This is a genomic window from Sulfurimonas sp. (assembly GCF_028694605.1).
In the GTDB taxonomy this organism is placed as follows: Bacteria; Campylobacterota; Campylobacteria; order Campylobacterales; family Sulfurimonadaceae; genus Sulfurimonas.
The window spans coordinates 20,014-33,329 of record NZ_JAQVKP010000019.1; the positions used below are offsets into that span (position 1 = coordinate 20,014).

Sequence of the window (13,316 nt, forward strand, 5' to 3'; positions counted from 1 at the left end):
TAAGCCAATTCATCTTACAATCTTCGTATCTTAAAAAGTAAAGGATTTTCTATGAAAAAGATTTTAGTGAGTATTGTTGCATTGGTAGCGCTTGGTTCATCAGCGATGGCAGATGTAAATAACCAAACGGGTTGCGGTCTTGGTGCAATGATTATAAAAGACGATTCAACTGCTGTTGTACTGGCGCTTCAAGCAACAACAAACGGAATATTCGCAAATCAGACATTTGGTATCACATCAGGAACTTTAGGTTGCAAGAAAGCCAAATTTGTTATGAACGAGAGAGCCGAGGAGTTTGTCGCTTCTAACATGGATCAGCTTGCAAAAGAGATAGCACAAGGGCGTGGCGAGAGCGTTGATACTTTGGCGGAGCTTTTAGAAGTATCCGATAAGGTGGCTTTTGCAACTGCACTTCAGGCAAACTACAACAGCATCTACACAAGCCAAAATGCAAAAATGGCGGACGTGTTGGACAATATCTCTGCTACTACACTTTGAGCAAACAAAAACAGGTGGGTTTTCCCGTCTGTTTGATTTTATCTCCTAGGAACTTTTCATTTTAATCAGATTTTTTTTATCCATTCTCTTTTTCGCTCTTTTTTTAGATGCATCTTCAGACTTTTATAAAAACAGAGCCGATACCCTTCACTTGGCAGACTCAAGATACTGGCATATTCTTCTTCACATGGAAAATGGGGTAAGTGAGATAGACGATACAAGATTTTTTCTCGCACCGGATGGCAAAACAGATGCACAAAGCGAACTTCATGCCACAATTGAAGCACTTTTAAATGAGTTAACTTTTGACGACAACTCCACGGCATGCCGCTTTCCTGCAAGAAGAGCATGGCTAAAAGAGAAGCTTGGCGATATTGAGTTTCCAGAAGTTCACTGTGGCGAATATGACAAAATACTCAAAAGATTAAACCCAAAATCTGCAACGCTTGTTTTTCCATCGGCACACATCAACTCTCCTGCTTCCATGTTTGGACATACATTTTTACGTATCAACTCAGCATACAATTCCAAACTTCTCTCTTACGCCGTAAACTATGCAGCCGATGCCGATCCCGCCAAAGAAAACGGACCACTATTTGCCATCAAAGGACTTTTTGGAGGTTACTTTGGCAAATACTCTCTTCTTCCATACTATGATAAGCTCAAAGAGTATAGAGACACCGAGCAAAGAGATATCTGGGAGTATGACTTAAACCTAAGCGAAGATGAGGTTTTAAAGATGGTGCGTCATATCTGGGAAATCAATGAAACACACTCTTACTACTACTTTTTCACACAAAACTGCTCCTACAACATGCTTTGGTTTTTAGAAGCTGCAAGAGAGAACCTTAATCTTAGAAGCTATTTTTCTTTTCAAGTCATCCCTCTTGAGACAGTGCATGCCGCAAAAGCAGAGGGGATTATCAAGGAGAATTTTTACAGACCATCCAAGCGAACAACCCTATTACAATATGAAAAACTAATCAATAAAGAGTACAGAGAACTACCGTTAAAACTTGCCGCTTCCGATATAGATGTTGCTTTTCTTGAGAGTTCAAAGATAGAGCTTTCACAAAAACGCTTTATCTTGGAAGCTTCTATTGAACTTTTGGAGTATAACTACAGCAAAAATAAAATAGAAAAAGAGATTTATCTTAAACGTTTTCACAACCTCTCAAAAGCAAGAGCTGCCCTCGGAATGGGAGAAAAGATAGTTATAAAAACACCGCCAAACCCTATTGGGGGTCATCAAGCCATCAGAGCTTCCTTTGGTGCCGGAGTCAGAGAAGGAAAGTCTTTGGGATTTTTGGGACTTAGACCTGCATACCACAGTCTTGAGGATAGCGGTCAAGGCTTTTTACGAGGCACGCAGATAGAGTTTCTAAACCTTGAACTCTCAAGCGATAATCATAAACTCTCTGTGGAAGATGCCACCATCCTCTCCATTGTCTCCATCGCCCAAAGAAGCGATTTTTTTGATAATTTGTCTTGGAGAACAAAATTTGGATGGGATAGAAATTCACTTGACAACTCCGCTCATTTTATAGGTACTGTCGGTGCGGGATTTAGCTGGGGAAATGAATTTGGCTACACTTATATTATGATTGACCCGCTCTTCTATGCAGGAAGCAAACCCAAATCAGCCATCGGCGGCTCACTAGGATTTGTACTTGATAAATGGGGTGCAACTAACACAAAAATAGAGCTGACAAGAAGATTTTATGACACGGGCAAAATACAAAATATTTTTGAATTTTCACAAGGTTTTAGAATTTCGCAAAATATGCAATTTAGACTTGAATATGACTATAAAGAGAGAGATGAAAAAATAGTTGAAAAACAAGAGAGAAGCTTAAAAACCAACCTAAGTATCTATTTTTAAAAATTTATTTTAACTCAATTAGATATCCATCGGCAACTTTTTTGAATTCATACTTATAAAATCCGTCAAGTTCGACAACTATTCTATAATAACCTTCATGGCTGCCTATTCTTATTTTTTGAAAAACTTTATCAAAATCTTCTTTTACAAAATTTGAAACTTCCGTATCGCTTTTAAAATCTACAACTATTCTATGAGGGTTTGCAATTAAAAAATTTCTTATTGCTTCATTTTTTGCTGTCAGCTTTAAACTTTTTCCTGCAGCAGAAAACTTTACAAAAGAGAGAGAGGTAATAGATTTAGACTCCACGCTATTTTGTGCATCACTTTTCTTTATCGGTGCAGGAGCTGTTGTCGCGGCTTTGGGTGGCTCTTTTTCTTTAGAAACGGGTACCGTAGTTTCTCTGTAGCCTTGTGATATGAAAATAGGGAGGTGCCAGTCAATGGAGTTGTCCATCTCAATGCTTTTTGTTTCCACAGAGCCATCAAGGTTTTTTAGTTCTACCGTTACTTTTTGCAGAACTCTCGCTTGGGATGGAAGAGTGATTGCCGCTTGCTTTAGCGGAGCTTTTGAGCTATCTTTATTGGAAGTTATAAAGATGTCTTTTTCTCCCTCAGGAGGGAAAAAAGGATTTTCACGAGCATAAAGGGTTAAAATCAACAGTGCAAAAAGCGATAAAACTTTCATCAAACCAACTGCCCCTCTCCCTCTTTTTGCAGGTATTATACTACTATTTTGCAGAAATCTCTTTTAGTTCAAAATACTCTCTTTGCAGTTCTGCATTTTCATTTTTTAGCCTTTCTATCTCTGTTTGCAGATGGTTTTCATACTCCACAAGACCCATATATACCTGCAAAGAGTTATCACCGTACAAAAGAAGTCCTATATAAATACCAAACCCGATAACTGCAAAAAGAAGAATAAAGAACTTCGCAAAAGAGAAGCCGAGATACTTTTGCGTAAAGCTCTGAGTATCATTGATGCCGCTAAAAAGCTCCTCTTTGCTCATAAGTCTTCTTAGTTAAAAAGTTTTGAACCCAGATACTCACCATACATTACTTCATTTTCTATCTCTAAAAGACGGTTGTATTTCGCTGTTCTCTCGCCACGCGCCGTTGAGCCTGTTTTAATCTCGCCACAGTTAAGTGCCACTGCAAAATCTGCTATGAAAGCATCTTCGCTCTCACCTGAACGGTGGCTCATAACACACTTGTAACCGTTTCTTTGTGCAAGACGTACAGTAAGCATTGTTTCGCTTACCGAACCTATTTGGTTTGGCTTAATCAAAATAGCATTTGCGATGCCTTTTTGAATACCTTCATTGAGTATATTCGCGTTAGTTACAAACAAATCATCTCCTACAAGCTGAACTTTGTCTCCCAGCTTCTCAGTCAAAAGCTTCCATCCATCCCAGTCATCTTCGCTTAATCCATCTTCTATAGAGACGATAGGATATTTGGAGCACAAATCAACATAGTAGTCAACCAACTCTGCAGATGTTACGGTTCTATTTTCGCTATCAAGTCTATAACCGCCATCAACAACAAGCTCGCTTGCAGCAACATCAAGTGCTATTGCCATTTGCTCTCCTGCTTTGTAACCTGCTTTTGCGATTGCTTCCATTATAACTTGTATAGGTTCTTCGTTTGAGCTTAGATCCGGAGCAAATCCGCCCTCATCTCCAAGAGCAGTGTTGTGTTTTTTAGCTTTTAGTATAGCTTTTAAGTTATGATATACCTCTGCGCTTGCTTGAAGTGCGGTTGCAAAGTCATCAAAGCCTATAGGCATAATCATATATTCTTGAAAATCAACAGAGTTGTCGGCGTGTGAACCGCCATTGATGATGTTAAGCATAGGCGTAGGCATAACCATAGCGTTTGCGCCGCCTAAGTAGCGATAAAGAGGAACTTTAAGACTTGTTGCAGCAGCACGGGCAATTGCCATTGAGACACCAAGAACCGCATTTGCTCCTAAATTGGAGTAGTTGTCAGTTCCGTCAAGCTCTTTCATAATAGCATCAATCATTGCCTGATTGTACGGAGAGAGTCCGATAAGCGCATCAGCTATAGGTCCGTTGACATTTTCAACTGCCTTTAAGACACCTTTACCCATATATCTGCTGCCGCCGTCACGAAGTTCTAGTGCCTCACGCTTTCCTGTGCTTGCACCTGAGGGCACAATTGCGCTCTCTTTCGTTCCGTCACTTAGCATTACCGTTGCTTTAACTGTTGGGTTGCCGCGAGAATCCATTATCTCAATTGCACTTACATTATCAATAAACATCTTTACCTCTTTTTTAAATTTTATAAATCGACATCATCCATGTCGGAGCTATCCATGGTCATCAGGTCACCCATTCCCATTGCCGCTCTTATTTTCTCTTCTACTTCCGCTGCAAGAGCTTTATCCTCAGCAAACTTTGCCTTGGCATTTTCACGCCCCTGACCAAGCTTTGTCTCACCATAAGAGAACCATGCACCGCTTTTATCTATGATATCCAGCTTGACACCATAATCGACAAGTTCACCCTCTTTAGAGATTCCTTCACCAAACATTATATCAAATTCAGCTTGACGAAACGGCGGTGCAACTTTATTTTTTATAACTTTTGCTTTGACACGGTTGCCTATTTGGCTCTCGCCCTGTTTTAACGATGCAACACGCCTGACATCTATGCGGACCGAAGCGTAAAATTTGAGTGCATTACCGCCTGTTGTTGTCTCAGGAGAGCCATAGCCCATCATACCGATTTTCATACGGATTTGGTTGATAAAGATAACCGTACAGTTCATTTTATGCAAAACGCCTGTGAGTTTTCTAAGTGCCTTTGACATCAAGCGCGCCTGAACACCGACATTTTGGTCGGACATTTCACCTTCGATTTCGGACTTTGGAGTAAGTGCCGCAACCGAGTCGATAACTATCAAATCAACTGCGCCGCTTCTTGCAATAGTCTCGACGATATCAAGCGCTTGTTCACCATAATCTGGCTGTGAAACGAGAAGATTTTCAACATCTACTCCAAGATTTTTCGCATAGGCGACATCAAGCGCATGCTCTGCATCTATAAATGCGCAAACGCCGCCTGCTTTTTGGCACTCCGCCGTTATCTGAAGCGCAAGCGTTGTTTTTCCTGAACTTTCCGGTCCATAAATCTCAATTACTCTGCCCTGCGGAACCCCGCCGATACCAAGTGCAAGGTCAAGCCCAAGAGAACCGGTACTAATGGCTTCAATAGGAGCTATCTCTCTGTCGCCGAGCCTCATAAGTGCACCTTTGCCAAATGCCTTATCTATCTGTTTTATCGCCAAGTCTAATGATTTTTGTTTATTTGCGTCCATTGTGGCTCACTTTATAGTAAATTTTAGACTCATTGTAGTGCAATTTTCATTGCAAGCAAAAAAATATGGCAAATTGTCATATTTTTTTGCACCAGTTCACTTTTTTAAAAGTGAGATTTTATCCTTAATTGGTTAAAATTTAGCTAATACCAAATCCGGCTAACTATCGCTACTTAAAATAAAAGAGAAGCTATTAGCTATGAGGCGTATCTTTGCAGACCTAGCTGGGCTAAGTCAAAAAGATGCAACGAAGTAGATGATAGCTTCTCTTTTACCCACAGGGCGATTTTATAGTATGTTATTGCTTCGTTGAAACTCCTTGAAACTACTAGTAGTTCCTGCGTCGTTTCGCCTCACACTAACATACTATAAAATCGTTTTAAGTAGCGATAGTTAGTCGGATTTGGTATAATTATTCCAAAGAGGTAATCAAAATGCTAATCGCCCACTCTCCTGATGCTGACGATATCTTTATGTACTATGCCATCAAATTTGGCTGGGTGGGGATGGACGGCGTTAAGTTTGAAAATGTCGCCGAAGATATCCAGACACTCAACGAGAAAGCACTTGCGGGTGTTTATGAGATTGTGGCTATAAGTTTTGCTCTGTATCCTCATATAAGAGATGAATATGCCCTGTTGCGTACCGCTGTGAGTTTTGGTGACGGGTATGGACCTAAAATCATCAAAAAAAAGGATGCGAAGCTCAAGCGCAACTTTAAAGTCGCACTTAGCGGCGAACATACGACAAATGCGATGCTCTTTCGTATAGCCTACCCTGATGCACGCATAACTTATATGAACTTTTTGGAGATAGAAGAGGCTGTTTTAAGCGGCAAAGTCGATGCGGGGGTGCTTATCCATGAGAGTATTTTGACTTATGACAGTGAACTTGAAGTTGAGAGAGAGATGTGGGACATCTGGCAGGAACTCTCAGGCGGGGGGCTTCCTCTGCCTCTTGGCGGTATGGCGATTATGCGCTCAATTCCGCTCAATAAGGCTATAGAGTATGAAGCAACACTAACAAAAGCAGTAAGAGTTGCAAGGGAGCATAAAGCAAAACTCTCAGAGATGCTCTTGGAGAGAAACCTTGTACGCATTGATGCCCCAACACTTGACAAATATCTTGAACTTTACGCAAACGATGATTCGGTCTCTTTAAACGAGCTACAGTACAGGGCGATAAACAAACTTTTTGAAATCGGGTATAAACATGGATTTTATGATGCTCTTGTGCATGCGCAAGATTTTATGATACCGACAGAGTATAAAGAGCTGAGAAACTCCTAATGGAAGCAAAACTTATCTCTTTAGGGATTGAGACCTTCAAGATAGCTCTTCTTCTCGCACTTCCCGGATTGCTTGTCGGTATGCTTATAGGTTTGGCGGTGAGTATCTTTCAAGCAACTACACAAATCAACGAAATGACGCTTAGTTTTATCCCTAAAATAGTCGGCGTTGCGATTGTCATCATCTTAACGATGCCATGGATGTTAAATACAATGATAGATTTTTCAACTGAAATTTTCAATATGATGCCAAGTTTTGTTGAGTGATGCAAAAAACAGCTATTGATTTTTCAAAATACTCTTCCATCAAAATAGGCAATATTGCAGAAGTAGCAATCTTGGAAGATTGCACACAAGCATACCAAAACCACTATATTATCGGTTCATGCAATAATATTCTAATGGGCTTGGAGCCTCCTCCGTTACTTAAGATTTCAAAAAGGTATGACTATATCAAGATAGAAGACGGTACCATTAAAATCGGCGCGGCAACACCTTTTGGAAAAATTGCCTCATTTTGTAAAAAAAACGATATCGCCGATTTTGAGTTTCTCTCCCATCTTCCTGGAACGCTTGGCGGACTTGTTTTTATGAATGCGGGGCTTAAAGAGTATGAGATTTTTAACAACCTTGTCTCTGTTGTCACATGCGGTGGAGCTTTTCTAAAAGAAGAGATAGTCCACGGGTATAGATATACAGATATAAAAAGCCCGATTTTAGAGGCAACTTTTAAACTCTCTTACGGTTTTAGCAAAGAGAAGCAGGAGATGTTTAAAAAAATGCGCCAAAATCAGCCAAAAACTCCAAGTGCGGGAAGTTGTTTTAAAAATCCTGTAGGCGATTATGCAGGAAGACTTATAGAAGCAGTAGGGCTAAAGGGTCACAGAGTAGGGGGCATGGAGTTTAGCTCACAACATGCAAACTTTTTGGTCAATACGCTCAACGGAACTTTTGATGAGGCAATATACCTTATACAAGAGGCACAAAAGAGAGTTTATGATGCGTTTGGGATTTGGCTTGAGTGTGAAATTGCGGTTTTAGATGTAAGATATATGGGCGAAAAATCGCCGCTTAACAATCCCTACAGAAAGTAGGAATTATATAGGTAAAACTCTGATTTTTTTAGAGAGTTTCTCTTTGAGTGTTGCCTCTATCGCATAGAGTGTTCCTGTCGCAGAACTTGCGCAGCCGTTACATGCGCCAAGATAGCGTATATAGACATCTATATAGTCCGGAGATGGCTTAACGTCTATAACTTCCATATTTCCGCCGTCCATGATAAGAAACTGGCGTACATTTTCATCAATAACCGCATCGATAGCTTTTATCTGCCCAACCAAAGTCATCGCCTCAAAACTTGCCTTTGAGCCTGCATCTGCCGCTGCTCTCATCTTCTCTTCATCCATCTCTTTGCGAGTGTCTCTTAAAATATCCACCAGATAATACTCCCTTTTTTCATGTCCGCCCGGTCTTATACAGCTCTTACAAAAACCGCCTGCTTTTGTGTAGTCTGTTATTTGTTCAATCGTCGTTAAGTCGTTAAGTCTGATAACCTCTTGAAGTGTTTTCAAGCTTACTCTTGCACACTCACAAACGATAATCTCCTCTTCAAAGCTTCCCTCATCTACGCCCAGATAGAGTGAAGCCGCCTTTTTGATAACATCATACGCCATAACGGAGCAGTGCATCTTTTGAGGCGGAACTGCCGGAACATCCGGATGGTCACGAAGAGCAAATTCAACATCAATATTGGTTATTTTTACTGCTTCTTTGACTGTTTTGCCGATACAAAGCTCCGTCATAATATCTGAACTCGCTATCGCAGTTCCACATCCAAAACTCTTAAATTTAGAGTTTACGATAATGTCTGTTTTTGGGTCAACTTCCCAGTAAAGTCTTACTGCATCCCCGCAACTCTCCGCACCAAAATCTGCTACGATAAGTTTGTTTCCATTTTTCTCCGCTTGTTCCGGAGTTATTTCGCCCTGATGATTTGGGTTGTTCATCAAAGTTGTTACTTTGTTTGAGTACGCATCCCACAGAGAAGCACCCAATAAATCGTTCTTTGCCATCTTTTTTCCTTTAATTTATTATTTTATAACTTAAAATTTCTACTCCGTAAGGAGTCAGCTTTAGTAGCCACAGCGGCTAGCGAAGCAAAAGGAATTACTTCCTTTTGCGGACTATATAAAATAGGTGCCATTAATTGCTTTGCAATTAATGGTGTAGTTCACACGCTTTTGATTCACCGCCCAGAGTTGGTTGCACCTTTGCGTATGAGCTTGAAATGGCTCTTAAGCGTTCCACCGCCTTTTTAAAATGTGCGATAACATAGTCGATTTCGCTATCGGTTGTAAAGCGGCTAAGACTTAGGCGAATCCCTGTATGGGCTAGTTCGCTATCGGCACCGATAGCAAGCATAACGGTGTTTGCCTGCAAATCTTCACTCGCACATGCCGAACCTGTTGAAGCTCCGATTTGTCCGTTGTTCAAATCCCAAAGCATACCTTCGCCCTCAACACCTCTGATGGAGATAAGTATGGTGTTTGGTGTGCGGTTTTCTCTGCTTCCCACAACAAATGTATCGCTTAACTCTAAAAGCTCATCTTCAAGCCTGTCTCTTTTTGCTCTAATAGATGCAATCTTTTCTTCTATGTTGGTGGTTGCAAGCTCTATTGCCTTGCCCATACCTACAATGTAAGGAACATTTAGCGTTCCTGAGCGGCGTCCGCCCATCTGTTCACCGCCATGAAGCAGAGGCGATAATGGCTGAGAATCTCTTATATAAAGTGCGCCGATACCTTTTGGTCCATGAAACTTATGTGCCGACATGGAGACAAAGTCAACATGAACATCTTGCAAATCAACAGGGATTTTGCCGATTGCCTGCACACCGTCTGAGTGGAAAAGAACGCCCTTTTCCTTACAAATAGCACCAATCTCTTTAATAGGATTTATCATTCCCGTCTCATTGGATGCCCACATAACAGAGACAAGAGCCGTCTTGTCCGTGATAAAACTTCGTACAACGTGTGCCTCGACAACTCCTTCGGAGTTTACAGGCAGATAAGTAACTTTAGCACCCTCTTTTTCAAGTGCCTTACATGCCGCAAGAACGGATGGATGCTCAACCTCTGTTGTAATGATGTGATTTTTATCCCCGCTCACTATGTAGTCGTTGAAAACTGACTTTAAAACCCAGTTATTTGACTCTGTTGCACATGATGTAAAGACAATATCATCATTATCGCTCGCATTTAGTGCTTTATACATCTGGTCTATCGCTTTGCTCAGGGCAGGATGTGAAGCAGTGCCAAATTTGTGCAGTGAGCTTGGATTGCCGTATATCTCGCTAAAAAACGGCATCATTGCCTCTACAACTAAAGGGTCAACCATTGTTGTAGCGTTGTTGTCTAAATAAACTTTCATACTTCGCCTTATCCAAAATCATTTTAATTAAGAGTAATTTTGTCTCTTTTTAGTTTCGTATAGTAATAAGTTTGTTATTACGATATGCTTAAATGAAATAATACTTCAAACTCATTTAAGCTATAATTATAGTTGATGTTAAAAATTAATTTAGGAATATCACATGTGCAATTTCAACAGACAAGACGAAGAGACAAAAGCGCGTTTGCATTTACTTATGCAAGAGTGTGCACAAAAAGCCGGCAGCGTTAACTCTCTTTTAGCTCTCATTGAAGCCATAAGAGAGAAAAAGCCAAATGCACTTATAGACAGTTCATGCAAAGTGGAATCCAAAGGGCTTAGACTATCGTGGAACAAAATCATCTTTAAAGATAAGTTTGATGTTTTAGAAGAAGTTGTGCGTTTGCGTGATGTCTCTGATGGAATCGGACGCAATATTCTTGACGCAAAGAGTGAAAAAAAGAGAAAAAAAATCCTCAATATGCTTAAAACACTCTCTCCAATAGAGTTTAAGGTAGTGGCAAAAGATGGACAAAAAGCGGATGGATTTGAGCTAAAGATTTTTGAAACACTTCAAGAGGAGAGTGCAACAATAAACCCTCTCTTTGCCGCACTCTTTTTCTGTTCGCCTGAGTTTACAAAAAAAGCACTTAAGTACGAAATAGCTTAAAGCGAGAGGATTTTATACTCGCCTGCTTCTAAATCTTCCACACCAAACTCTCCAAAACGCACTCGATGGAGTGCGACAACTTTGTTTCCGACTGCGCCAAACATCCGCTTGACTTGATGGTAGCGTCCTTCACAAATCTCCAAACGAACTTTTTTTTCATCAATAATTTCAAGTTTTGCCGGTAAAAGCGGTTTTTTCTCTCCATGAAGCATCAGCGTACCGTTTGCAAATATCTCTGCCTCGTCACCCTTAAGCGGCTGCGCAAGTGTCACTTCATACACTTTGGCTATATCGCTTTTTGGGCTTGTAAGTTTGTGATTTAGCACCCCATTATCGGTAAGCAAAATCGCTCCTGTCGTGTCGGCATCAAGCCTGCCGACAGTTGCAATTTTTGGGTTACGTCTCTGCCAACGCTGCGGAAGAAGAGAATAGACAAGCACGCCGCCATCGCTGTGTGAACAGACAACGCCGCTTGGTTTGTTCATAAGCAGTACAAGAGTTTCATCATCAAGCTTCTCGCCATCAACCGTGATATCAATATGATGTGCTTTTTCCCGTACATCAAAAACCCTGACGTCTTTTATGGAGACCACATTTTTGCTCAAAAATTTCTTTACTTCGCTTCTTGTGCAGTATCCGAGGTTTGAGAGGTGCGCATCAACTCTTTTGTAACTATTTTGCATCTAAATATCTTTTTTGAAAAAATATTATCATCTTTTGAGTTAAATTTTATACAAAACACAAAAATGCTATAATCCGCAAAAATTAAGAAGCCAAAATCAAGGAACTATATTCTCATGGGACAAACAATAACAGAAAAAATATTTTCAGAACATGTCGGCAAACCTGTTTATGCAGGTGAAATCATCCGCTGCAACATCGATATGGTTATAGGAAACGACATCACTACTCCTATCTCTATCAAAGCTTTTGAGGACAGCGGTGCGACAAAACTTGCAAATCCTGACGGTTTTTCCATAGTTCTTGACCACTTTATCCCTGCAAAAGATATAGCAAGCGCAAATCAGGCACGTATCAGCCGTGATTTTGCTAAAAAACACAACCTAAAAAACTTTTTTGATGAAAAAGACATGGGAATTGAGCATGCGCTATTGCCTGAAAAAGGGCTTGTAGTTCCGGGAGATGTTATCATCGGCGCAGACAGCCATACATGTACACACGGCGCACTTGGGGCATTTTCTACGGGTATGGGTTCGACTGATCTGGCATTTGCAATGGTGACTGGCGGAAACTGGTTTAAAGTTCCTGAGTCTATAAAAGTGGTCCTTAGCGGCAAACCCGGCAAATATACGACCGGCAAAGATATCATTCTTGAAATTATCCGCATGATTGGGGTGGACGGCGCACTGTACAGAACTTTAGAGTTTACGGGAAGCACAATCGAACATCTTACTATGGATGATAGATTTTCTATGTGCAACATGGCTATCGAAGCTGGAGCAAAAAGCGGAATCGTAGCTTATGACCATATCACAGAGGCGTTTTTGGCAGATAAAAACTTAGCCCGTACGCCAAAAATCCATCACTCCGACGCGGACGCTTCTTATGTGCAGATTTTAGAGATAGATGTGGCAAATCTTGAGCCTGTTATCGCTTATCCGTTTCTGCCTTCAAACGGGCACAGTATAACACAAGCGGTAAATGACAAGATTAAGATAGATCAGGCATTTATAGGAAGCTGTACAAACGGCAGACTAAGCGACTTGCAGGTTGCAGCGGAGATACTAAAGGGTAAAAAAGTGCATCCTGATGTTCGTCTTATCGTTACTCCCGGAACACAGATGATACTAAGAGAGGCAAGCAAGCTCGGCTATATTGACATTATCGTAGATGCGGGCGGCGTTGTGAGCAACCCTACGTGCGGAGCTTGCCTTGGCGGATATATGGGGATTTTGGGAGACAACGAAGTGGCAGTCTCTACTACAAACCGCAACTTTGTCGGTCGTATGGGAAGCAGAAGCTCTAAAGTTTACTTGGCAAACTCGGCGGTTGCAGCTGCCTCTGCTATCAATGGTTACATTTGTGACCCTAGATAAATACAAATAATGAATTAATCTCTTAACTCAACTTTCGCACATAAAACCCAGCTCTTTTTTGGTGTAAGCACCGATAACAGCGACAAGATGTTGTAATTCCTTTGAAGTCTTGAGATTTTTATGGATATTGGCTATGTTGGTAAGGATTTG

At 40.9% G+C, this 13,316-nt stretch carries 14 protein-coding genes; 7 read left to right on the plus strand and 7 right to left on the minus strand.

What is annotated here, in order from left to right; all coding sequences use genetic code 11:
• Positions 1–51: 51 nt before the first annotated feature.
• Both PHY84_RS10610 and PHY84_RS10615 read left to right on the plus strand, forming a co-directional pair.
• Positions 52–498 carry a DUF3015 family protein gene (locus tag PHY84_RS10610; protein WP_299859626.1) on the plus strand — a complete coding sequence of 149 codons (447 nt, stop codon included), beginning with the start codon at positions 52–54 and terminating at the stop codon, positions 496–498.
• A 151-nt stretch (positions 499–649) separates the two neighbouring features.
• Entirely contained in the window at positions 650–2,380 is a 1,731-nt protein-coding gene (locus PHY84_RS10615; RefSeq protein WP_299859628.1) for a DUF4105 domain-containing protein, read from the plus strand.
• 4 nt (positions 2,381–2,384) lie between these two features.
• Here the strand turns inward: PHY84_RS10615 and PHY84_RS10620 are convergent, their stop codons facing one another.
• The 4 genes from PHY84_RS10620 to recA are packed head-to-tail and all read right to left on the minus strand — an operon-like array spanning position 2,385 to position 5,722.
• The gene (locus tag PHY84_RS10620; RefSeq protein ID WP_299859630.1) at positions 2,385–3,068 is read right to left on the minus strand and encodes an AMIN domain-containing protein; all 684 of its coding nucleotides are present in this window, start codon (positions 3,066–3,068) and stop codon (positions 2,385–2,387) included.
• Between the two features lie 43 nt (positions 3,069–3,111).
• Positions 3,112–3,390: a bZIP transcription factor gene (locus PHY84_RS10625; RefSeq protein ID WP_299859632.1), complete on the minus strand. Its 279-nt coding sequence runs from the start codon at positions 3,388–3,390 to the stop codon at positions 3,112–3,114.
• Between the two features lie 8 nt (positions 3,391–3,398).
• On the minus strand, positions 3,399–4,664 hold the full coding sequence (gene eno, locus PHY84_RS10630) for a phosphopyruvate hydratase (protein ID WP_299859634.1): 1,266 nt from the start codon (positions 4,662–4,664) through the stop codon (positions 3,399–3,401).
• A 20-nt stretch (positions 4,665–4,684) separates the two neighbouring features.
• Entirely contained in the window at positions 4,685–5,722 is a 1,038-nt protein-coding gene (gene recA, locus PHY84_RS10635) for a recombinase RecA (protein ID WP_299859636.1), read from the minus strand.
• Between the two features lie 434 nt (positions 5,723–6,156).
• Between recA and PHY84_RS10640 the strand changes: the two genes are divergently transcribed.
• From PHY84_RS10640 to PHY84_RS10650, 3 genes are read left to right on the plus strand one after another with little or no spacing between them, the layout of a single operon-like run.
• The gene (locus PHY84_RS10640) at positions 6,157–7,011 is read left to right on the plus strand and encodes an MqnA/MqnD/SBP family protein (RefSeq protein WP_299859638.1); all 855 of its coding nucleotides are present in this window, start codon (positions 6,157–6,159) and stop codon (positions 7,009–7,011) included.
• Positions 7,011–7,277, plus strand: coding sequence for a flagellar biosynthesis protein FliQ (gene fliQ, locus PHY84_RS10645; RefSeq protein ID WP_299859640.1), 267 nt, complete (start codon positions 7,011–7,013; stop codon positions 7,275–7,277). The genes PHY84_RS10640 and fliQ overlap by 1 nt, the downstream gene beginning before the upstream one ends.
• Positions 7,277–8,104 (plus strand): UDP-N-acetylmuramate dehydrogenase, encoded by an 828-nt coding sequence (locus tag PHY84_RS10650; protein WP_299859642.1) that lies wholly within the window; start codon positions 7,277–7,279, stop codon positions 8,102–8,104. The genes fliQ and PHY84_RS10650 overlap by 1 nt, the downstream gene beginning before the upstream one ends.
• Before the next feature lie 3 nt (positions 8,105–8,107).
• Here PHY84_RS10650 and PHY84_RS10655 read toward each other — a convergent pair whose 3' ends face one another.
• Positions 8,108–9,082 carry an iron-sulfur cluster assembly scaffold protein gene (locus PHY84_RS10655; protein ID WP_299859644.1) on the minus strand — a complete coding sequence of 325 codons (975 nt, stop codon included), beginning with the start codon at positions 9,080–9,082 and terminating at the stop codon, positions 8,108–8,110.
• A 145-nt stretch (positions 9,083–9,227) separates the two neighbouring features.
• On the minus strand, positions 9,228–10,439 hold the full coding sequence (locus PHY84_RS10660) for a NifS family cysteine desulfurase (RefSeq protein WP_299859645.1): 1,212 nt from the start codon (positions 10,437–10,439) through the stop codon (positions 9,228–9,230).
• A gap of 163 nt (positions 10,440–10,602) precedes the next feature.
• On the opposite strand from PHY84_RS10660, the gene PHY84_RS10665 reads away from it, so the two are divergent.
• Entirely contained in the window at positions 10,603–11,109 is a 507-nt protein-coding gene (locus PHY84_RS10665) for a hypothetical protein (RefSeq protein ID WP_299859647.1), read from the plus strand.
• On the opposite strand, the gene PHY84_RS10670 is transcribed toward PHY84_RS10665, so the two are convergent.
• Complete coding sequence (locus tag PHY84_RS10670; protein ID WP_299859649.1) at positions 11,106–11,792, minus strand: pseudouridine synthase; 687 nt, start codon at positions 11,790–11,792, stop codon at positions 11,106–11,108. The genes PHY84_RS10665 and PHY84_RS10670 overlap by 4 nt on opposite strands.
• A 114-nt stretch (positions 11,793–11,906) precedes the next feature.
• Here PHY84_RS10670 and PHY84_RS10675 point away from each other — a divergent pair, with 114 nt between their 5' ends.
• A complete protein-coding gene (locus PHY84_RS10675; RefSeq protein WP_299859651.1) occupies positions 11,907–13,166 on the plus strand; it encodes a 3-isopropylmalate dehydratase large subunit in 1,260 nt (419 codons plus the stop codon).
• The last annotated feature ends 150 nt before the right edge of the window (positions 13,167–13,316 follow it).

Excerpts from the sequence above, each read along its gene's own strand:
- PHY84_RS10665 (WP_299859647.1), top strand. The coding sequence starts at position 10,603 with ATGTGCAATTTCAACAGACAAGACGAAGAGACAAAAGCGCGTTTGCAT.
- PHY84_RS10670 (WP_299859649.1), bottom strand. The coding sequence starts at position 11,792 with ATGCAAAATAGTTACAAAAGAGTTGATGCGCACCTCTCAAACCTCGGA.
- PHY84_RS10655 (WP_299859644.1), bottom strand. The coding sequence starts at position 9,082 with ATGGCAAAGAACGATTTATTGGGTGCTTCTCTGTGGGATGCGTACTCA.
- PHY84_RS10675 (WP_299859651.1), top strand. The coding sequence starts at position 11,907 with ATGGGACAAACAATAACAGAAAAAATATTTTCAGAACATGTCGGCAAA.
- eno (WP_299859634.1), bottom strand. The coding sequence starts at position 4,664 with ATGTTTATTGATAATGTAAGTGCAATTGAGATAATGGATTCTCGCGGC.
- fliQ (WP_299859640.1), top strand. The coding sequence starts at position 7,011 with ATGGAAGCAAAACTTATCTCTTTAGGGATTGAGACCTTCAAGATAGCT.
- PHY84_RS10660 (WP_299859645.1), bottom strand. The coding sequence starts at position 10,439 with ATGAAAGTTTATTTAGACAACAACGCTACAACAATGGTTGACCCTTTA.
- recA (WP_299859636.1), bottom strand. The coding sequence starts at position 5,722 with ATGGACGCAAATAAACAAAAATCATTAGACTTGGCGATAAAACAGATA.
- PHY84_RS10640 (WP_299859638.1), top strand. The coding sequence starts at position 6,157 with ATGCTAATCGCCCACTCTCCTGATGCTGACGATATCTTTATGTACTAT.
- PHY84_RS10610 (WP_299859626.1), top strand. The coding sequence starts at position 52 with ATGAAAAAGATTTTAGTGAGTATTGTTGCATTGGTAGCGCTTGGTTCA.
- PHY84_RS10625 (WP_299859632.1), bottom strand. The coding sequence starts at position 3,390 with ATGAGCAAAGAGGAGCTTTTTAGCGGCATCAATGATACTCAGAGCTTT.
- PHY84_RS10620 (WP_299859630.1), bottom strand. The coding sequence starts at position 3,068 with ATGAAAGTTTTATCGCTTTTTGCACTGTTGATTTTAACCCTTTATGCT.
- PHY84_RS10650 (WP_299859642.1), top strand. The coding sequence starts at position 7,277 with ATGCAAAAAACAGCTATTGATTTTTCAAAATACTCTTCCATCAAAATA.